At 58.0% G+C, this 19,154-nt stretch carries 18 protein-coding genes and 1 pseudogene; all 19 read left to right on the forward strand.

Annotated features, from left to right (window positions below; all coding sequences use genetic code 11):
* Nucleotides 1-552: 552 nt before the first annotated feature.
* The 19 genes and pseudogenes from NKH19_RS06145 (at nt 553) to rfbC (ending at nt 19,150) form a co-directional block, all read left to right on the forward strand.
* Nucleotides 553-1,830, forward strand: coding sequence for a sugar transferase (locus NKH19_RS06145; RefSeq protein ID WP_352981991.1), 1,278 nt, complete (start codon nt 553-555; stop codon nt 1,828-1,830).
* Nucleotides 1,831-1,873: 43 nt separating this feature from the next.
* Nucleotides 1,874-1,954 (forward strand): annotated as a pseudogene (locus NKH19_RS06150) (hypothetical protein); the annotation flags it as partial.
* Between the two features lie 4 nt (nt 1,955-1,958).
* Complete coding sequence (locus NKH19_RS06155) at nt 1,959-2,675, forward strand: nucleotide sugar dehydrogenase (RefSeq protein ID WP_352981992.1); 717 nt, start codon at nt 1,959-1,961, stop codon at nt 2,673-2,675.
* Entirely contained in the window at nt 2,675-3,700 is a 1,026-nt protein-coding gene (locus tag NKH19_RS06160) for an NAD-dependent epimerase (RefSeq protein WP_352981993.1), read from the forward strand. The genes NKH19_RS06155 and NKH19_RS06160 overlap by 1 nt, the downstream gene beginning before the upstream one ends.
* A gap of 109 nt (nt 3,701-3,809) precedes the next feature.
* Entirely contained in the window at nt 3,810-4,640 is an 831-nt protein-coding gene (locus NKH19_RS06165) for a glycosyltransferase family 2 protein (RefSeq protein WP_352981994.1), read from the forward strand.
* Nucleotides 4,637-5,905, forward strand: coding sequence for an MATE family efflux transporter (locus NKH19_RS06170; RefSeq protein ID WP_352981995.1), 1,269 nt, complete (start codon nt 4,637-4,639; stop codon nt 5,903-5,905). The genes NKH19_RS06165 and NKH19_RS06170 overlap by 4 nt, the downstream gene beginning before the upstream one ends.
* Complete coding sequence (locus NKH19_RS06175) at nt 5,898-6,674, forward strand: class I SAM-dependent methyltransferase (protein ID WP_352981996.1); 777 nt, start codon at nt 5,898-5,900, stop codon at nt 6,672-6,674. Before NKH19_RS06170 ends, NKH19_RS06175 begins: the two co-directional genes overlap by 8 nt.
* 5 nt (nt 6,675-6,679) lie before the next feature.
* On the forward strand, nt 6,680-7,489 hold the full coding sequence (locus tag NKH19_RS06180; RefSeq protein WP_352981997.1) for a class I SAM-dependent methyltransferase: 810 nt from the start codon (nt 6,680-6,682) through the stop codon (nt 7,487-7,489).
* Complete coding sequence (locus tag NKH19_RS06185; protein ID WP_352981998.1) at nt 7,467-8,624, forward strand: glycosyltransferase; 1,158 nt, start codon at nt 7,467-7,469, stop codon at nt 8,622-8,624. The genes NKH19_RS06180 and NKH19_RS06185 overlap by 23 nt, the downstream gene beginning before the upstream one ends.
* Complete coding sequence (locus NKH19_RS06190; RefSeq protein ID WP_352982065.1) at nt 8,621-9,766, forward strand: glycosyltransferase family 4 protein; 1,146 nt, start codon at nt 8,621-8,623, stop codon at nt 9,764-9,766. The genes NKH19_RS06185 and NKH19_RS06190 overlap by 4 nt, the downstream gene beginning before the upstream one ends.
* A gap of 868 nt (nt 9,767-10,634) precedes the next feature.
* Complete coding sequence (locus NKH19_RS06195; RefSeq protein ID WP_352877411.1) at nt 10,635-10,808, forward strand: hypothetical protein; 174 nt, start codon at nt 10,635-10,637, stop codon at nt 10,806-10,808.
* Nucleotides 10,809-10,831: 23 nt separating this feature from the next.
* A complete protein-coding gene (locus tag NKH19_RS06200; RefSeq protein ID WP_352981999.1) occupies nt 10,832-11,326 on the forward strand; it encodes a hypothetical protein in 495 nt (164 codons plus the stop codon).
* A gap of 120 nt (nt 11,327-11,446) precedes the next feature.
* Nucleotides 11,447-12,676 (forward strand): CpsB/CapC family capsule biosynthesis tyrosine phosphatase, encoded by a 1,230-nt coding sequence (locus NKH19_RS06205; protein WP_352982000.1) that lies wholly within the window; start codon nt 11,447-11,449, stop codon nt 12,674-12,676.
* Nucleotides 12,677-12,716: 40 nt separating this feature from the next.
* Nucleotides 12,717-14,558 carry a GumC family protein gene (locus tag NKH19_RS06210; protein ID WP_352982001.1) on the forward strand — a complete coding sequence of 614 codons (1,842 nt, stop codon included), beginning with the start codon at nt 12,717-12,719 and terminating at the stop codon, nt 14,556-14,558.
* A gap of 37 nt (nt 14,559-14,595) precedes the next feature.
* Entirely contained in the window at nt 14,596-15,090 is a 495-nt protein-coding gene (locus tag NKH19_RS06215; RefSeq protein WP_352982002.1) for a P-loop NTPase family protein, read from the forward strand.
* Entirely contained in the window at nt 14,978-16,237 is a 1,260-nt protein-coding gene (locus NKH19_RS06220) for a tetratricopeptide repeat protein (RefSeq protein WP_352982003.1), read from the forward strand. The genes NKH19_RS06215 and NKH19_RS06220 overlap by 113 nt, the downstream gene beginning before the upstream one ends.
* A complete protein-coding gene (locus tag NKH19_RS06225) occupies nt 16,234-17,565 on the forward strand; it encodes an O-antigen ligase family protein (protein ID WP_352982004.1) in 1,332 nt (443 codons plus the stop codon). Before NKH19_RS06220 ends, NKH19_RS06225 begins: the two co-directional genes overlap by 4 nt.
* A gap of 148 nt (nt 17,566-17,713) precedes the next feature.
* Entirely contained in the window at nt 17,714-18,595 is an 882-nt protein-coding gene (gene rfbA / locus NKH19_RS06230) for a glucose-1-phosphate thymidylyltransferase RfbA (protein ID WP_352982005.1), read from the forward strand.
* On the forward strand, nt 18,596-19,150 hold the full coding sequence (rfbC, locus tag NKH19_RS06235; RefSeq protein ID WP_352982006.1) for a dTDP-4-dehydrorhamnose 3,5-epimerase: 555 nt from the start codon (nt 18,596-18,598) through the stop codon (nt 19,148-19,150).
* The last annotated feature ends 4 nt before the right edge of the window (nt 19,151-19,154 follow it).

Raw genomic sequence — 19,154 nt, forward strand, 5'->3', positions numbered from 1 at the left:
CGGTTCGATGCCTCGAGCTATTTCTTCCATGCTTGGCCGACCTTGGCTTCCGCTAAGTGCATAATTATAAACATATATTTCGAATTTGCCAGGATGTTTGGCCGATCTTCAGGCCGATCATTGGCACCTTGCCGGCTTCCGCCGGCCATAGGCGTCCACGCCGACGCCGAGATCCAGCGGCTTCGGGAACACAATATCCCCCGCTCTCGTCTAAGCTCCCGCGCGACTCGCAATCGCTAAAGGATGCGATCTCCGAAGCAATGCTGAAAACTGCTCAGCGTCATTGGCTCTATCATCCTCGCATCGGCGCTGCGTGCACAGCGGCTTTTCTGAAGCATCAAACAATGCTGGTGATCAAAACTTCTACTAACTATTGATATGCAATAGATACTTGCTGGTGCAACCGCACTGTCGTAGACCCTTGGTCTTCGACTATGTCGAATCGCCGGGGGGTGAAACGTTCGATTCGTTCTACGAACGAACGGGCAGGTCAGATGCAGAATCGCGCTGGCCTGTGGCCGACACGGCAACTTCGGGGGAAGGGGCAAGGCGTTGAATGTCACGGCATCAACTATTGTCGGAAGCCGGCATTTCCTGTTCAGGATTCGATTTCAGCTGCTTGGCGGACTGACATTCGCGATTTTTGCGCCCGCCATTATCCGGATTGTCTTCAATCCTGAGTTTATCTATTCGGCAAACCTTCAGGTGACGGTGACCGCCGCGGCGATTGCGCACCTGGCGGGTTTCCTCTCCTATCGCCGCATCGGCAATTTCCCGGGCGTGGCCGCAGCAAGTTACATCTTGCCGACATTTGCCCTGTCTTACGGCGCTGTTTTCTTGACCATCTTCTTTTTCCGGTTCGAGTATAGCCGGTTTCAGGCCGCCGCCAGTTTCACGCAGTCCACGCTCTGGTATTTCGGCCTGAGCCTGTTGACGCGCCGCCTCGACCCACACCGGCTCGTCGTGATTCCCGGAGGAGATGTCGAGCGTCTCAAGACCTTGCCCGGGGTGCACTGGTTCTGGATCATGTCGACCAGCACGGTCATTGAAAGAGCCAGCGGCGTGGTCGTTGATCTGCGTGCCGATCTCGGCGCGGAATGGGAACGGTACATCGCGGATCGGGCCCTTTCGGGAACGCCCGTATACCATGTCAAGCAGGTGCGGGAGTCGTTGACCGGTCGGGTCGAGATCGAGCACCTATCCGAAAACACGCTTGGCTCCCTTAACCCGAACCAGGCCTATCTTAAAATCAAGCAGACGGCCGACTGGATTTCCGCGTTTGTCTTGATTGTCGTTCTCTCCCCTGTCCTGGCGCTGATAGCGCTGCTGATCCGGCTGGACTCCGAGGGGCCCGTGCTGTTTCGCCAGCAACGCATGGGGTACCGGGGCAAGCTCTGCACGGTCTACAAGTTTCGCTCGATGCGGCAGCACGGCGACGCTGGCAGCGACAAGGAGAAGGCGATCACCAAGCGCGACGACGATCGCATCACCCGCGTCGGACGTTTCCTGCGAAAATTCAGGATCGATGAGTTGCCGCAGGCCATCAACATTCTGCGTGGTGAAATGAGCTGGATCGGGCCGCGGCCGGAAGCCGTCGTCCTGTCGCAGTGGTACGAGGCTGAGTTGCCGTTCTACCGATACAGGCATATTGTCAGGCCAGGTATAAGCGGTTGGGCACAAGTAAATCAAGGGCATGTGGCTGCCGTCGACGATGTGATGGAAAAATTGCACTATGATTTCTATTATATAAAGAACTTTTCGCCTTGGCTGGATGTTCTGATAACGCTCAAGACGATGAGAACAATGCTTACTGGGTTTGGCGCGCGATAGCCAATGCGAAGCATGACTCTGGAATAGCAAGCGCAGGAAGCAGATGGATCTCGCCTCCAGGAAAATAGCCATCATCGGGCTTGGCTATGTCGGCCTGCCGCTGGCGGTCGCCTTCGGTGCCACCAGGGATGTCGTCGGGTTCGACATCAACCAGTCGCGGGTGGACGCGCTGGGTCGCCGAAGCGGCCAAGGTCATCGAGAACACCCAGAGGGACCTCAACATCGCGCTGATGAACGAGTTGTCGCTCATCTTCGGCAAGCTGGGCATCGACACGTCCGAAGTGCTGGAAGCCGCCGGCACCAAATGGAATTTCCTGCGCTTCACGCCGGGTCTCGTCGGCGGCCACTGCATTGGCGTCGATCCCTACTATCTCACCCACAAGGCCCAGGAACTCGGCTATCATCCGGAGGTGATTCTTGCCGGCCGCCGTATCGATGACGGCATGGGTCAGCACGCGGCGGATCAGACGGCCCGCCTGATGATGCGCAAGGGGATACCAGTCGTCGGCAACCGGATTCTGGTGATGGGCGCGGCCTTCAAGGAAAATTGTCCGGACCTGAGAAATTCCAGGGTCGCCGATGTCGTCGCCCGGCTGAAGGAGTACAATGCCGGCATCGATATCTGGGATCCCTGGGTCGATGCGCAGGAATGCGCGCGCGCCTTCGGTATAACGAGCATGAAGGACATTCCCGACGAGCGCTATGACGGCGTCATCGTGGCCGTCGGCCACCGGCAGTTCCGCGTGCTTGGCGTCGACGGCCTGCAGGCGCTTTGCAAGACCCCGGGCGTCATCTACGACATCAAGGGTCTGTTCCCCAGGCATGTTACGGATGGGCGTTTCTGATGAAGATTCTGGTCACCGGCGCCGCCGGCTTCATAGGCTATCATGTGGCCAAGCGCCTGCTGGAGCGCGGCGACGAGGTTGTCGGCATCGACAACGTCAACAGCTATTACGATCCGCGGATCAAGGAGGCGAGGCTGCGGCTGCTGGAGGAGGCGAGCCGCAAGACCAATGCGGGCTATCAGTTCATCCGCGGCAATCTCGCCGACAGAGAAGTGGTCGATGGCTGCTTCGCCGACCACGCATTCGATCGGGTGATCCATCTCGCCGCCCAGGCCGGGGTTCGCTACAGCCTGGAAAATCCGCATGCCTATGTCGAAAGCAACATCATCGCCTACACCAACATGCTGGAAGCCTGTCGCAACAGCGCCGTTGCGCACCTGACCTATGCCAGCACCTCGAGCGTCTATGGCGCCAACACCGACATGCCGTTTTCCGAGCACCGGCCGGCTGACCACCCGCTGCAGTTCTACGCCGCGACCAAACGTGCCAACGAGCTGATGGCGCACAGCTACAGTCATCTGTTCGGGCTGCCGACGACCGGGCTTCGCTTCTTCACCGTGTATGGCCCCTGGGGGCGCCCGGATATGGCGCTGTTCCTGTTCACCAAGAACATCCTTGCCGGCGAGCCGATCAAGCTGTTCAACAACGGCATGCACACGCGCGACTTCACCTATATCGAGGACATCGCCGAGGGCGTCGTGCGGGCCAGCGACAGCCCGGCCACGGGCAATGCCGCCTGGGACTCCAGCCGTCCGGATTCGGCCACCAGCAGCGCCCCCTGGCGCATATTCAACATCGGCAACAACAACCCGGTGAAGCTGACCGCCTATGTCGAGGCGCTGGAAAATGCACTTGGCAGGAAAGCCATCATCGAACTGCTGCCGCTGCAGCCCGGCGACGTGCCCGATACCTTCGCCGACACGTCGGCGCTGGAGCAGGCGGTGGGCTACCGTCCGACGACGACGGTGACCGAGGGCGTCGGGCGGTTCGTCGAATGGTACCAGGCGTATTTTGGACGGGGATAGGCCTGGTCCTGGCGGTTGCCGGCTGATCCGCGCATAGCTGCGCTCCATGACCGCGTAACCAGGGGGAGAGGGGATCGATACGGCTCGCAAACAGGCAGTTCGCAACCCATTGCAGTCCCAGGCGCTTTTGAGCGTTTGCATCCCTACGTTCAATCGGCGGGATCGCGTTGCGACGCTGGTTCAGGAACTGCTGCGCGCGAAGTGCCCACTGCAAGTATGTGTCTATGTCGACGGTTCGACCGACGGGACAAGCGAAGCGCTTGCGGAGATCGCGTCTCGCGATGCCAGATTGGTGGTCACAACTGGCCCAAATGGCGGCAGAGGGGTTGCGATGTTTTCGGCGATCGCTTCCGCCACTGGCGAATATTGCATGATTTTCGATGATGACGACGATCTCTTCATCGATCGCTTGCCGGAGGTTTGTGAGCGTCTCTCCTGGCAAGGTGCCGATCGGAAGATTGCGGGATTTGTGTTCTCTATGGTTCTCGAGGGACCAGATGCGACAGCAAACCAGTTTCCATCAGAGCGTACAAACCTGATCAGGATGCGGGCCGATGAAGGTGTGGTCGGCGACAAGAAGGAGATCATCAGAACTCCCTTGCTGAAGCGGGTTGCCGTGCCCCCTCCGGGGCGGTTCCGCCGTGTTCCAACCTCTCTTCTCTGGTCCAGGTTGGCGATCGAATATGACGTTATCTGTGTCAACGTCGATATCGGGCGAAAAAGGTACCTGCCGGAGGGAATGACCGCAAGAATTCGGCTTCTTCAGCGGCAAAATCCGTACCCGATGTTGTTGCTGAATTTGAACTACGTCAGGGCATTCTGGATTGGACGATATCGCTCGGTTCGATTCCTGGGCAAGGCCTTCCTTGCCTGCTTGAGCTTTGGTGCCTTAAGTTTCCCATTCTTGCTCAAGAGGTCATTCGCACAGGTGATCTCATGAAAAGAGTCAGTCTGTGGAAATTTGCGGAGGCCATCGTCATACGAATTGCGCCTGGTCTTCTGAATATAGTGACTTTACTATACATCGGAAGCCATCTGGAAACTGGACAGTATGGTATTTTCAGCACGACGATTGCGACAGTTTCATTTATTTCAACGCTTGTTTTTGGAGCTGCTACCTATTCGATAATGCCGGTTTCCGCAAAAATGCATGCCACGGGAATGGGTAGAGAGTACGTATCGTCTATTTTGACTGCGCTGGCCATTCTGGCGTTGTTTGTGGTCCTGGCTGGATCGGCACTGGCGTGGTTCGGACTTGGCAATGTCGTTGCCGCAACCATCATCGTTTCGTTCGGCTTGCACACCGCACTTCAAGAGATCTTGCGGTCACAGCTGCGTTTGTGGGCATATGGTTGGTCGGCGATTGGCCAGGCTGTCGCATACCAGGCGGGAGCTGTAGTCCTGCTTGCAGGAGATGCAAAAGTAGGCTCCGCCCTCACGGCCTTTTCGCTCAGCTACGTCGCTGGAGCGCTGATTTCATTTGCTTTCCTGGGGCCGATGAATCTGAGGCGGCCTCGCCTTTCCTATCTTGGCGGATCGCTGGCCACAGGCTGGCGATTTGTGTTGAGCAATCTGGCCGAGAGCGGCGTGTTTGTCGGTATTCGATACATTATTTTGATGTTTGGCTCCGAGACCCATCTCGGCGTCTTTTCGTTTTGTGTCGATCTTTCGCAACGCTCGGTCGGCTTCTTCATGAACGCGGCCAGCTTCGTTTTCGTGCCAACCGCGTTTCTCAGTGCCGCGAATGGAAACATTCGGGAGTTTCGGCGCGGATTGTTCGAGGGAGCGACCATTGCGCTGATTTTTGCGGTTGCGTCTGCCGCGGGGATAATCGGCCTGTTTTTTTCAGGCCATGCGTCCGGATGGCTGGGGAGGTCATTTGATCCAGCGGTCTTTGCGATCGTTTCCTGCGCTGTTTTGACAAACAGGACGAAGAAGGTGGTCATTGATCCCTTTGCGCTCCGCTCGAACAACGCGATGAAGCTGACCTATTCTTACGCGATAGGAGCATTGGCTTGCTGCTGTTTGGCGGCATTGAGTCTGTGGTGGCGGCTGCCGCTTGGCGGCGAAATGGCATTCCTGTCCGGATACGTCATAGCCGCGGCTTGTTCGTTTTTCGCGTTAAGGGGCGTCATTGCGGACAATGGGCGTGATGCAACGCAGCGAGGCCTTTTTATGGCCGGGTCGGATGCCGGAAATGAATGAGAAGAAGGCATTCTATGACGAGAAGAACAGCCGGATCGTCCATGTCGGTACGATAGCCGACGACGCCTATTGGGATTCCCACTGGGCCGAAGGGACTGTCTCGAGGCCGGATCGCTTTGTCGTCGAAACGACCAAACGATATCTGACAGTACCGGCCAAGGTCCTGGACGCCGGATGTGGCCTGGCCAATACGGTCTATGGCCTGCATCAGGCGGGCTTTTCCGCATATGGAATCGACTTTGCGCGACAGACCGTGCGGATGGTGAATCGCGCCGCGCCGCATTTGCAGGTGACGGTTGGAGATGTTCGGGCAACAGGCTTCGCGGACGAATTCTTCGACGGCGTGTGGTCTCTCGGCGTGATCGAGCACTTCTTCGACGGGTATGACGAGATCGTATTGGAGATGAGGCGCATCATCCGATCGGGAGGGATTGCCTTCGTGACGGTGCCGAGCATTTCTCCTCTCAGAAGATTGAAGGCCAGAATGGGTCTTTATCCCAGGTTTTCAGGCGAACGGGCCGGATTTTACCAGTTCATCCTTGAGCCATCTTCGATTGTTTCCGGGTTCGAACAGCACGGCTTCAAGCTTCTGGAGACACGACCAAGGGGTGGCTTCAAGGGGTTGAAGGACGAGACTTTTTTCACAAAGCCGATGCAGGCCTGGTACGACAGCAGGAACGGCATCCTGAGAGGTTTGCGGGCTGCCGCCGATCGGTTGCTCGGCCCATTTTCGCATCATACGCGGCTCTATGTGTTCCACAGGATATAGCGCGGATGTCGGGTCCGAATGGGCACAGATCGGCGAACGAAACTGATGGTGAAGCAGTGTCGAGATTGCGAAAGTTCGTTCGCGCGAACGTGGCCATGTCCGAGTTCCTCGACAGGGCTCTGCCGTTCCGCCTTCGCATCGACGGCAACCGGACCTTTGCGACGGAGATAGCACCTCCGTTCCTTACCCCAAACGCTCGGGTTTACGACCTTGGCGGGGGTGCAAGGCCGTTCGTCAGTCTCCCCGAGAAGCAGCGCCTGAGGCTTTTTGTCGTTGGGCTCGACCTGGACGCGCATGAATTATCGAAAGCGCCGCGCGGAATATACGACGAGGAGATTGAAGCGGACCTTACCTCGTTTCAGGGTAGGGGTGATGCTGACGTTGTGATCTGTCAGGCGACGCTTGAACACGTGCGCGACGGTGAGGGTGCCTTGCGTGGCATTGCCAGTTGCGTGAAGCCGGGAGGCGTGGTTGCCATTTTCTCGCCCTCGCGCAACGCTGTTTTCGCCAGATTAAATCGGGCCCTGCCGGAGGGGCTGAAGCGACGGCTGCTTTTTGCGATCTATCCCGAAAAGGGCAAGGGTCATGACGGGTTTCCGGCTTTCTACGACAAGTGCCTGCCCAGCGAGGTCGAGGTAATCGCAAAACGGAACGGCCTGGAACTCATCGAGCGTCGTCTGTTCTGGAAGAGTTCCTATTTCTATTTTTTCGTGCCGGCCTTTCTCGCCTGGCGCATCTGGCTAGGCGTTTCGGCCCTTCTTCTCGGCAAGGATGCTGCCGAAACCTACGCCTATGTCTTTCGGCGAAGACAGTGAATCCTTGCAGCTCATGAAAAGGAAGCTCGCCCTCATCGCCATTCCGCTCGATATCAGAGGTGGAGCCGAAGCCATCCTGAAACTGGTTGCGCGTGCACTTGCGCGCCGGCCCGACTGGGACGTCGAAATCGGCTTTCTAGGTGGCCAGGCAGCAGGGGACGCCGTTGGACCATTCCAGGATGGAATTCGGCGCAGTTACGGCTTTGGCGGTGGCAAAGCGATGAGCGAGCTTTTGCTTGCCCCGCGGCTGATCCGGCATCGGTACGATTTGGTTTTCTCAAGCCACACGCGGGTGAATTCGTTCCTGGCCGCCGCCCGAAGTGTCGGGATTCTTCGAAGCCGCAGGCTGGTCGCTCGCGAATCCACGGTGCTCCTCGATCGTTTCAAAGTCCCTCGCGCACTGGCTTACAGGGCGCTGTACGCGGCCTATGGCAGCCAGGACATGGTTGTCGCACAGACGAACTATATGAATGAACGATTGCGCGACGTGTTGCCCCATCGCGCCATTGCTAAACTGTGTACTTTGCCCAATCCGGTCGATGAAGATCTCATCGTCAAAATGTCCGCCGAGACATTGCCGGAGAGCGATGCCAGGATATTTTCCCGCCGTCCACAGATAGTCTGGTGCGGCCGGCTGATTGAAGTGAAACGCCCAACGATCGCGGTTGATGTGCTCGCCGAGGTCAGACGAAGAACCGGCGAAGATTATGAGCTGACCATGGTGGGGGCCGGACCCATGGAAGCGGAGCTAAGAGCCTATGCCGGCAAGTTCGATCTGGCCTCCCGAATAAATCTGCTCGGCCAGAGAGACAATCCATTTCCGCTGTTTCGCGCATCGCGCGCCGGCCTGCTTACGTCGGCGACCGAAGGATTTCCAAACGTCCTTCTGGAAATGATGGCTTGCCGGATCCCCGGCATCGTCACCACGCCCTGTGCGGGAGATCTGGACATGCTGTCCGGCCTGGCGATTTCAGCCGGATTTGGCCCGCTGGAAATTGCGGATGCACTGTTGAAGGTCATTCACGCCGGCGATCGGTCGGCCCTGTATGGAGAGACCTTATCGGAACGATCGCCTGGGCGATTTGCGGATATGCTGTTGGGAGCGCCTTCGTCATATCCGGGCGGGCAGAGATGAAGTCCGCTGCTCGCAACAAGATAATCATCTCGATAAACACATCCTGGAACGTCGTCAATTTCCGCAAAGGTCTGATCGAGGCCTTGCGGAGCCATGGCTATGACGTCGTCATCGCGGCGCCGAGAGACGAATACTCTTCGCTGATATCGGCCATGGGCTGCCGCTATGTCGAACTCGAAATGGACAATTCCGGCACGTCGCCTTTGCGGGACATGGCACTTCTGTGGCGCTACTGGCGTCTCTTGCGGCGTGAAAGGCCGTTGGCGTTTGTCGGCTTTACGATCAAGCCCAACGTGTTCGGCTCCATCGCGGCCAATCTGAACGGTGTCCCGGTCATCAACAACATTTCCGGACTGGGGACGGCATTCGTCCGCGGTGGCCTCCTGCTCAGAATTGCCAAGGCCTTGTATCGGGTGGCGCTGGCTCGCTCCAGAATGGTTTTCTTCCAGAATGATGACGACAGGATGCTGTTCGTCGACGGGCACCTGGTTCGCAAGGAGCAGACCGGGCTTCTGCCTGGCTCCGGCATCGACCTCGTGCGTTTTGCTCCGTCGTCCGAAAATCGCACCAGGTCTGGCGCGATTGTGTTTCTTCTCGTGGCCCGGCTTCTCTGGGACAAGGGCGTCGGCGAGTTCATCGAGGCGGCCCGTCTGGTTCGCCGGGGGATGCCCGGAGTCCGTTTCCAACTGCTCGGCTTTGTTGATGTAGAGAACCGAACCGCCGTCAGCCGGCAGAATGTCGAGCAATGGGTCGGTGAGGGATTGGTCGAATACCTAGGCTCCGCCGACGATGTGCGGCCTTTTCTGCGTGCCGCCGATTGTGTTGTCTTGCCTTCCTACAGGGAGGGGACGCCGCGTTCGCTGCTCGAGGCGGCCGCGATGGGCAAGCCGCTGATCACCACCGACGTGCCCGGGTGCAGGGAGGTGGTGGACCACGCCATCAACGGCTTCCTGTGCAAGGTGAGGGACCCTGATGATCTGGCAAGTAAGATGGTCGAGTTTGCGAAGATGGATGATGCCTCCAGAGGCCGGATGGGAGTGGAGAGCAGAAACAAGGTGGAGCGGCAGTTTTCGGAGACGATCGTCATCGCGAAGTACATGCGGCAGATAGAAAAGCTGGATGGCTCGCGGCGAAATGAATGAACGGGCCTGACGGACAGTTGGGCCGGATGGAGGACGGCCTTGTCAGTCAAGAGCATAGCGTTCCTTGCCATTGTAGCTATTCTGTTTGCTGCCGGCTTTATAGGCGTGATTCAGAGAGGCTGCCCGCCGCCCGGTCGCGGTACTCGAGCCGTTTGACGGTGATCTCGCCATTCCCTCGATCGACGATCTTCGCGTCGGCGGTCGCAAGATACTGCTATGCGGCGCGGCGTTTTCCAGGCCCCAGGCGATGCGCGCCCCGGTGACGGAAGCGGCGCGCCGGGACTATCAGGGGCGGTCCTGACTGCAAACCCGTTGGTGCCGGCACGCCTTGCGATGGCAAGATCGCTTCCAGGGTTGGCGATATCCTTGTTGTGCAGTGCTTGACGGCCAAGGGGTAAGATCTGGCTATCATATTTACGCAGGCTCGAATTCTCTGCGGCCAGCCGGTTCAAGCCGGTCCATGATACAAGTCTTGCTGAACGGTAGGGACTGGGTGCTCTTACGGCGAAGTGAATGGATCTGCCCTGTCCCGGCCGACAGGTCTCCTGCATTTGGGTATTTGTGGCTCTTCTATTGGGTAACGTCGGTTCCTGAGCTTTTTGGTCGAAACTGTTCATGCGATTTTGCTAAAGTACTGCGCTCGGACAGTCACGAATCGATCTAAATTGCCTCGCGCGCGAAATGTGTTGGAATTGTGATCGAAAAACTGCTACGTGCTGATCTGCTATCTTTGAATTGGTGCATCAGATGGTGATGCAGAGGGGATCAAAGGCAGATGAGGCTGTGAGCAAAACTGCGCCTGCCGTATTTGTTGCGTCAATCGGGTTCGGCGGCTGCAACCTGGATGTGCAGGCCAATTCGAGTCTCGATGTTTTCCACTTCGACGACAACATTTGTCTCAAGCTTGTTTTTCGAACAGACGGCCGCCATTCAGCCGTCTGGTGATGGGGTTGACCTGCCGGAAGCGATTTTTGCCGGCGCGCTTCTGATCGCTGGCGTGCTCTCGGCTACGCAGGACGACGTCAGCGTCCCAAGAGGGTGAGTTGCAGGGTTGGGTGGGTAAAAATGACGATTCGTCATGGGCTCGGGGCTGTTTTCGTTTTTGTTGTACTCGCCGCAGAGGGCATTCTGTTTGCAACGCCCGACGCTTTCGCTCAGGAGACATGTTCCTGTCTTGCGACCGTGCCGGCGTCCGCCGGTGCGATAGGTCGCCTTACGCAGGTCCATGGTAACGTTCAGATGTCCCAGGCCGGCGGCTATGCTGGCGTGGGTCCCGAAGCGCCAGTGTATTCGGGCGCGCGCATCATGACCGGGGCAGAGGCGTCCGCTTTGCTGGCGGTGGGTGCCAATTGCGCATTCGATATTCCTGGCAACACCACGATCAAGGTCGATCCTGTCGAAGGTGGCATGTGCGTTTCGCTCGATACGCCAGTTGCGACGGTTGAGCCTGCCAGCTCGGAGCCTGTCATGCTGCCAGCTCTCTTGGGCGGGGCCGCGGTTGGTGGCGCCGCCGCTCTTATTATTGGGCTGCAGGACGACGATGACGCTGTCAGCCGGTAGCCGAGATCCGACACCCGCTGTTTTGCGCAATTTTGTCAAACGCGTCATTCGCCTTCATGCGGGTGGCGCATTTGTGTTTTGTCGAGCCGAGGCTTTGCCTCCCCGCAGCCAGAAACGCCAATGATCGACCTGCATTCACATATCCTGCCCGGTCTCGATGATGGTTCTCCTGATCTCGCCGAGTCGCTGGAGATGGCGCGGCTGGCAGTGGCCGACGGCACGACGCACATGGCATGCACACCACATGTGATGCCGGGCGTCCATAGGAATGCCACGCCGAACATTGCCGAGGCAGTTCAGGCGTTGGAGGTGGAATTCCGTAACGCTGCCATACCGCTTACCCTGTACGTCGGCGCCGATGTTCATATCGCGCCTGATCTTCCCGATCGACTGACGCTTGGCACCGTGCCGACGTTGAACGGATCCCGCTATTTCCTGTTCGAAACGCCACAACACATCCTGCCGGCCGCTCGTGCCCATTGGAAAGCGGAACGCGAAAAGGTCGTGTGCCAGCAGCGTAGGCCGTTTCGGCGAATTTGGCCGGCTGTTCAAGAGCGGGTACCTGTGATGGGCATTTTCGATTTTGCAAGGCGTCATGCAAGCACCCTGTCAGCGTTGCTCGCATCGCTGGCGATATCCGCTTGCGCCGGCACCCCGTTGACATCGACGTCATCCACAAATTCTGTCAGCGCCCTTCAGCCGGCGGCGTCCTCCACGGCTCTTTCTGGCGGCGGCACACTGCAGATGGTGAAGGACCTGCCTGCGCCGCAGAACTCCCAAAATGGCAGCGAGCAACCCCTGTCTGCCAATGATGTGCTGGAGGTTAGCGTGTTCCAGGTCGACAATTTGAACAGGACTGTTCAGGTCGACGCAAGCGGGCAGATTTCGCTTCCGCTGATCGGAACGATGACTGCGGCCGGCAGGACCGTGCGTCAGCTCGAGAAGGAAATCGAGACCGCTTATGGCGAAAAATACCTGCAATCGCCTGATGTGGCGATTTTCGTCAAGGAATCGATTGGCCAGCGCATCACGGTCGATGGGGAAGTCAACAAGGCCGGCATCTATCCGGTGTCCAGCAGCGCTTCTTTGCTCGATGCGATCGCCCTTGCCGGAGGCTTCAATCCGATCGGTGATGCCGGCAAGGTCTTCGTCTATCGCAATATTGGCCAAAACAAGCTGGTGGCAAACTACAATGTCGAGGAAATCCGCGCGGGCAAGAATCGCAACCCACGCATCCATGGCGGCGATGTGATCGTCGTTTTTGCTTCGAAGTCGAAAATCGCGATGAACAATTTGGAGGATGCCCTGGGCCTCGCCTCCAGCGCGGCCCGCATTGCGGTCATTCCGTAGGACAGGTCACGATACGAACAACCCCAGGATCACCTCGCGCATGCTCGATCGTAACAGGCAATCCCAATTTGCCGGACCCGGACAGGCCCTGTCCGCGGACCTCTATTACGACGTGCAGCAAAACTACGGTCCTTATGATCGTGACCATGCCGGTCAGGATGAAGGGTTCAACCCGCTCAAGCTGCTTTTCTACATTGTCCAGTATCGTTGGCTGATCGTCATGATGGCAGCTGCCGGGCTTGTTGCCGGCGTCATCGTGACAATGATGCAGACACCAAAATATCAGGCAACGACGCAACTTGAAGTTCTGGTCCCTTCGGCGAAGGTCTTTCAGGACATCGAGGTTGTTTCCGAAAACAGCGACGTCAGGGCCTTCCTGACCGCCCGTGAAAAGCTGAAGAGCCGCGCGCTGGCTCAGCGCGTGGCGTTCCAGCTGGGGCTTGGCGAAAAGCCGGACTTCCTGTTTCCGACGCCGAGCTTTTCGCTGAGCAACATTGTCTACCGGGCATTCGGAATGTCGAAGTCGCCTTCCATCGAGGAGAAAACGCCCGAAGAGCGCGAAGCAATTGCCATCAAGCGGATCCTGGAAGACCTGACGGTCAATCTGGTCACCAATACAAGCCTGCTGTCGATCACCTTTGTCGATCAGAAACCGAAATATGCAAGCGACGTAGCCAATCAGGTCGCGCAGAGTTTTATCGACCAGCGCCTGGACCAGACCAGCGAAACCTCTGATCTGGCAAGGCAATTCATCCAGGAACAGGTTTTGCAGGTGAAGCAAAAGCTGCAGAAATCCGAGGAGGAATTGGTCACCTACGCAAAAGACGCCGGCATCACGGTCACTGGCGACGACAAATCGCTGATCGGATCGAACATCGAGGCCCTGAACACCGCGCTGGCGACGGCAATCCAGGAGCGCCTCGATGCGGGACGGGTGGTGGATCAGATAGAAAAGGGGCGCGGGTCAAGCCTCGGCCCGGTTCTGGAAAGCGAAGGTCTGCAGAAGCTCAGCGAAAAACTGGCGGACCTGACCAGCCAGTATCAGCAGAAACTGGGCATCCTGAAGCCTGGCTATCCGGAAATGCAGCAATTGCAAGCGCAGATCAAGGAACTGCGGCGGCTCTACAACAACGGCGTGCTGGCCATAACCGATTCGTTGCGACTGAAATACCAGGAAGCGCAGAGCAAGGAGGCCGACCTCAAGTCCAAGCTCACTGAGATGGAGAGGCAGCAGGTCGTCTTCAACGACAAGAATATCAAATACACGATCTTGAAGCGTGAGGTCGATTCCAATCGGTCGCAGTATGACAGCCTTATCGCCAAGCTGAATGAAGTCGGGGTTAGCTCGGAACTCAAGACGCAAAGCGCCGCGATCGTCGATTTCGCTTCGCTGCCCGTAGCCCCTTATTCTCCACGCCTGAGCATCAATCTTGCAATCGCGTTGGCGCTTTTCATGGCTTTGGCTGCATCGATCATCTACATCATCGAGCTGCTGAACAACACCTTCACCAATCCGGAGCAGATCGAGAAAGAGCTGGGGCTGGCGATGCTCGGCATCCTGCCGCTTGTCGACGACCGCGAACTCACAGCCAGCATCGCCGATCAAAAATCCGGGCTCTCGGAGGCCTATCGTTCGCTGCGAACATCGCTGCAGTTCTCCGGTGCGGAAGGCGCGCCGCGATCGCTGCTGGTGACCAGTTCGGAACCTTCGGAAGGCAAGTCGACCACCTCGTTCAAGCTCTGCCAGGATTTCGCGGCGCTCGGTGCAAGGGTTCTGCTTGTCGATGGCGATCTTCGCAAACCGAACCTGCATCGGCTGTTTGGCCTCGATAATGCGATCGGGCTGAGCAACCTTCTGACAAATACCCGTTCGCAAGGATGATCTGGCGGGCATTTTCAGGACGACGAAATACCCTAACGTGACCGTGCTGACGTCCGGGACGATTCCGCCGAACCCGGCCGACCTGCTCTCTTCGCAGAAGATGGCGCTGATCTTGACCAATCTCGGCAAACGCTTCGATCTGATCATCATCGATGCCCCACCGGTCGTCGGCCTTTCCGACGGCCCAATCCTCAGCCGGCTTGCGGAAGGCACGTTGATGGTCGTTTCCACCAACAAGGTCACGCGCAAATCAGCCAAGACGGCGCTCAAGCGTCTGCGCGCGGCCGGTGCGAATGTCATCGGAGCGGCAATGTCGAAGTTTGCGGTGAACAAGTTCGACTACAACTATGCCTACAAATACATGAACTACCAGTACTACGACTACGGCGCGAGTACCCCGAAAATTGAGGGCAAAGTCGATGACGGAGCCGGTCAGCCCGCTCACGCGAAATCTCCGGCGTTCAGGCGTTTGGTTCGTCGCATCCGTTCTGCTGTTGGCGGCTTCGTCGATCGGGTTAAGTCGGCTCCTTGAGACCGGAACGCCGGCCGTCTCGCTTGCGGTCGATCCGTTGAACATAAATGCCTTGGTAGGTGCCATTACCGGGGAACTGAACGAAACAGGCGGTGGTCCTGATCTTGACGCTTTGGCTGCCAAGGCGAGGGGCGCGCTTCGCTTCAATGTCGCGGACGCCCGGCTCTACAGCCTGTTAGGCGAGATCAAGTACCGACAAGGCGAGAAAGACGAAGCTTTTGAACTCTTCGATCTGGCTCGAAAGCTGTCCAAGACTGAAATCCATGCGCTTCAGAGATCGATCGACCGTTCGATCGAGGGAGGTGATCTGTCGATGGCCGTCGGCGAGATCGACACCTTGCTGCGCCGGTGGCCGGACCGTTTTCCAGTCATCGCGGCGGGCATGCCGGCCATTCTTTCAAATCCAAACGGATATCAGGCTGTCCTGGCAGCCATGAAGATCGAGGCTCCGTGGAGGTCCAATCTTTTCTCCGCCCTAGGCCAGGATCCGCGGGGACTTCGCGCCGCAAGCCAACTGTTGCTCGACCTTGCCGGATCGAGTTCACCACCGACATCGAAGGAGCTGTCCGCGGTGATCAACGGCTATATCAGGCAAAAGGACTACGAGCCGGCCTATCGGCTGTTCCTTTTCAGCCTGTCCGATCAGGAGCGGGCGCTGGGTGGCTACATTTTCAACGGCGGCTTTGAACCGGTCCACAGCGGCAAGCCATTCGACTGGCAGGTTCACGATCGCTCCGGTCTGGAAATTACCTTTGCCGGGTCGCGCGATGTCGGCGAAAGCGACAGCGGAGCGACCGTTCGATTTTTGAATACGCCGGTGAAGAATGCCGCGCTCCAGCAATATATCGAACTGCCTCCCGGCTCCTACAGGATTTCCCTGACCGCCTCCGGGAGAAACCTGAAGCTGCCAAAGCAGCTGTTCTGGTCCATCCGCTGCGCGGATCCGGCAAGCGAAATAGCCCGGTTCAACATTCCGGAAGGCACATTCAACCGGCAGGATTTGAGCCTGGATTTCGCGATCGGACCGAGCGCGTGTCCGATGCAATTGCTGCGGCTGGAAACAGCCGCCATCGCTGAGAGCTGGCGATTTCGATACGTCGGCACGTTGGTCATGCACAAGCTGAGCATCGAAAGAGTTTCATTGTGAGAGAGCGGTCAAACCCGTCCACGGAATGGGAAAAGTATCTGCTTGGGTCGGTTCTTTTCCTGTCGGTGCTGATCGGCGGCGGCACGGCGAGCGGCCTTTACACCGAGACACTGATCGAGCTTGCGGCGATTGTCTCGGCCGCGGCCGTCTTTTCAAGGCCATCGGGGCAGAGGATCCCTCGTCCGGTCCCATGGCTGCTTGCCCTTGCCCTTGCCGTGTTCTGTTTTCAAATCGTGCCGCTGCCCGCAGCCCTGTTGAGTGGATTGCGGCCCGAGGTGCTGCTCGTAAATCCATGGCTGGCCGGCGAAACCCGACTGCGTTTCGTCAGTGTCGGCGTGGGGCGCACGATCGAGTGTTTTTTGTATTTCTCGGCGGCGGCGGCATTCTTTCTGAGCGTCATCCGTTTGCGCCCGGATCAGGTCTACGGCCTTCTGCCTTTCTTTTTCATGGGTGTCATCTGTAACGGATTGGCCGCCGCGATCCAATATTCACTCTCCGATACGGTTGCCATAGAGGGGTTGTTGCCGTTCACGATCAATGCCGGACTGTTTGCCAACCAGAATCATTTTTCGGCGTTGCTCTTCGTCTCCATCCCTTTCGTTGTCTACTACGGACTGTTCCGCGGGCACCTTCTGTCCGGATCGCTCGGGTTGATATCGCTGCTGCTGCTGCTTCTGGCCGCCGGTTCGCGCGCAGGTATCCTGATAGGATTGGCGATCACCATAATATCGGTGGTCTTTCTGTCCGCTCGCTCCAGGCTAGGTGGTTATGGCGTCCTCGCTGTCTTCATCGGTCTTTCGCTCTACTCGATGGGCGCGTGGACGAAGATCGATGCGGAGGTGGTTGATCCGGAATTTGGGCGAGCCGAATTCGCCCGAACGACGATCGCGGGAATTGAAGAAAACTGGGCGATCGGAGTGGGTTTCGGCAGTTTTCAGAAGGTCTATCAGATTTACGAAAAGGGCGAGATGATCTTCAAGCCCTACGTGAATCACGCTCATAACGACTATCTGGAACTGGCACTCGAGGGTGGCGCGCCTGTTGTCTTTCTGATCGCGGTTTACCTGATATTACTTTTCGCGTCGGCTCTTGGGGTTCGGCGGGAGCCGCTGCAGAAAGCCGCGTTTCTCTCGGTATCGTTTCTTCTCGTTCATTCGCTGGTCGACTATCCCTTGCGAACAGCGGCGCTCGCGATGATTTTTGCCTATATGAATGGTATCATTTTTCACAAGGGCTTTGCTGAGCGGTTGAACCCAAGAGGCGAGTCGCCCGACGCCCATCATGGCAAACTGCTGGTTTCCGTCAGGCCGTCGGCTTTGGCAAGATGACAGCAGTGGGTTCGCCGGGAATTGGCCGCCGGCATCGGTGCCGGACGTGGTCTGGTGGTTTGTCGAGCGCCGAGATTGACAAGCCATTGCTTGGAACCTAAGCACGGGCGGCAGGGCCGGGGGGCTTTGGCATGTCGAGGAGAGCTTCTTGAAAGGAATTATCCTTGCTGGAGGCAGTGGAACGCGTCTCTATCCGCTAACATTAGCGATCTCTAAGCAGATTCTGCCGATATACGACAAGCCGATGATCTATTACCCGCTGAGCGTTTTGATGCTTGCGGGTATCCGCGAGATTCTGGTCATTTCGACGCCGCGTGATCTGCCGGTTTTTCGCGATCTGCTTGGCGATGGATCGGAGTTCGGGCTCGATCTGTCCTATGCCGAGCAACCGCAACCCAACGGTCTTGCGGAAGCCTTCATCATCGGCCGGGATTTCATCGGCAAGGACAGCGTGTCGATGATCCTCGGCGACAACATCTATTTCGGTGATGGGCTGTCGCAGCTTTGCCGCGACGCGGCCTCGCGCGAAAAGGGTGCTTCGGTGTTCGCCTATCATGTCGAGGATCCCCAGCGTTATGGTGTCGTATCCTTCGACAAGGCCACCGGAACGGCGCTGACGATCGAAGAAAAGCCGCAGAACCCGAAATCCAACTGGGCTGTCACCGGTCTCTATTTCTACGACAATGACGTCGTCGACATCGCCCCCTCCATCCGGCCCTCGGCGCGTGGCGAACTCGAGATCACGGCGGTCAATAACGTCTACCTCGAGCGTGGCCAGTTGCATGTGCACCGGCTGGGGCGTGGCTACGCCTGGCTCGACACCGGCACGCATGACAGTTTGCACGAAGCCTCCTCATTCGTGCGCACCATCGAGCATCGCCAGGGCATCAAGGTCGCCTGTCCGGAAGAGATCGCCCTTGAACAGGGTTGGCTGACGGTGGACCAGGTTCTGCGTCGTGCCGACCGCCTGGGCAAGAACGAATATGCCGCCTATCTGCGCCGGCGTGTCGTGGACCTGGCGGAGGGCTAGATGCTGGAAGTCAGGTCCCTTGGCATCGATGGCGTGCTGGAAATCGTGCCGAAGCGGCATGGCGACGCGCGCGGTTTCTTCATCGAGACCTACAATGCCGAGCGCTTTGCGCAGGCCGGCATCAACCTGCTTTTCGTGCAGGACAACCATTCCTATTCCGCTGCCGCAGGCGTCTTGCGCGGGCTTCACTACCAACTGGCGCCGCGGGCGCAGGACAAGCTGCTGCGCGTCATCCGGGGCAGTATTCTCGACGTCGCGGTCGACATTCGCCGTGGCTCGAAGACCTTTGGGAAATGGGTCGCTCTCGAAGTGTCGGCCGAAAAGGGCAACCAGATTCTGGTGCCGAAAGGCTTCGCGCACGGGTTCGTGACGCTCGTGCCCGACACCGAGGTCCTGTATAAGGTCACCGACACCTATTCGCAGGCGCATGACCGGTCGATCCGTTTCGACGATCCCGCCATCGGCATCGAATGGCCGTCATTGACCGGCGGGTTCCAGCTTTCGGACAAGGATCTCAAGGCGCCGCTATTGGCCGCCGCCGAGGTGTTTGCCTGATGGA

Origin of the sequence: Mesorhizobium sp. M1338, assembly GCF_040318045.1 — a bacterium.
In the GTDB taxonomy this organism is placed as follows: domain Bacteria; phylum Pseudomonadota; class Alphaproteobacteria; order Rhizobiales; family Rhizobiaceae; genus Mesorhizobium.

Excerpts from the sequence above, each read along its gene's own strand:
- NKH19_RS06195 (WP_352877411.1), top strand. The coding sequence starts at position 10,635 with ATGTTTTCCACTTCGACGACAACATTTGTCTCAAGCTTGTTTTTCGAA.
- rfbC (WP_352982006.1), top strand. The coding sequence starts at position 18,596 with ATGCTGGAAGTCAGGTCCCTTGGCATCGATGGCGTGCTGGAAATCGTG.
- NKH19_RS06220 (WP_352982003.1), top strand. The coding sequence starts at position 14,978 with ATGACGGAGCCGGTCAGCCCGCTCACGCGAAATCTCCGGCGTTCAGGC.
- NKH19_RS06160 (WP_352981993.1), top strand. The coding sequence starts at position 2,675 with ATGAAGATTCTGGTCACCGGCGCCGCCGGCTTCATAGGCTATCATGTG.
- NKH19_RS06155 (WP_352981992.1), top strand. The coding sequence starts at position 1,959 with ATGTCGTCGGGTTCGACATCAACCAGTCGCGGGTGGACGCGCTGGGTC.
- NKH19_RS06180 (WP_352981997.1), top strand. The coding sequence starts at position 6,680 with ATGTCGGGTCCGAATGGGCACAGATCGGCGAACGAAACTGATGGTGAA.
- NKH19_RS06210 (WP_352982001.1), top strand. The coding sequence starts at position 12,717 with ATGCTCGATCGTAACAGGCAATCCCAATTTGCCGGACCCGGACAGGCC.
- NKH19_RS06185 (WP_352981998.1), top strand. The coding sequence starts at position 7,467 with ATGTCTTTCGGCGAAGACAGTGAATCCTTGCAGCTCATGAAAAGGAAG.
- NKH19_RS06205 (WP_352982000.1), top strand. The coding sequence starts at position 11,447 with ATGATCGACCTGCATTCACATATCCTGCCCGGTCTCGATGATGGTTCT.
- NKH19_RS06190 (WP_352982065.1), top strand. The coding sequence starts at position 8,621 with ATGAAGTCCGCTGCTCGCAACAAGATAATCATCTCGATAAACACATCC.
- NKH19_RS06170 (WP_352981995.1), top strand. The coding sequence starts at position 4,637 with ATGAAAAGAGTCAGTCTGTGGAAATTTGCGGAGGCCATCGTCATACGA.
- NKH19_RS06200 (WP_352981999.1), top strand. The coding sequence starts at position 10,832 with ATGACGATTCGTCATGGGCTCGGGGCTGTTTTCGTTTTTGTTGTACTC.
- NKH19_RS06175 (WP_352981996.1), top strand. The coding sequence starts at position 5,898 with ATGAATGAGAAGAAGGCATTCTATGACGAGAAGAACAGCCGGATCGTC.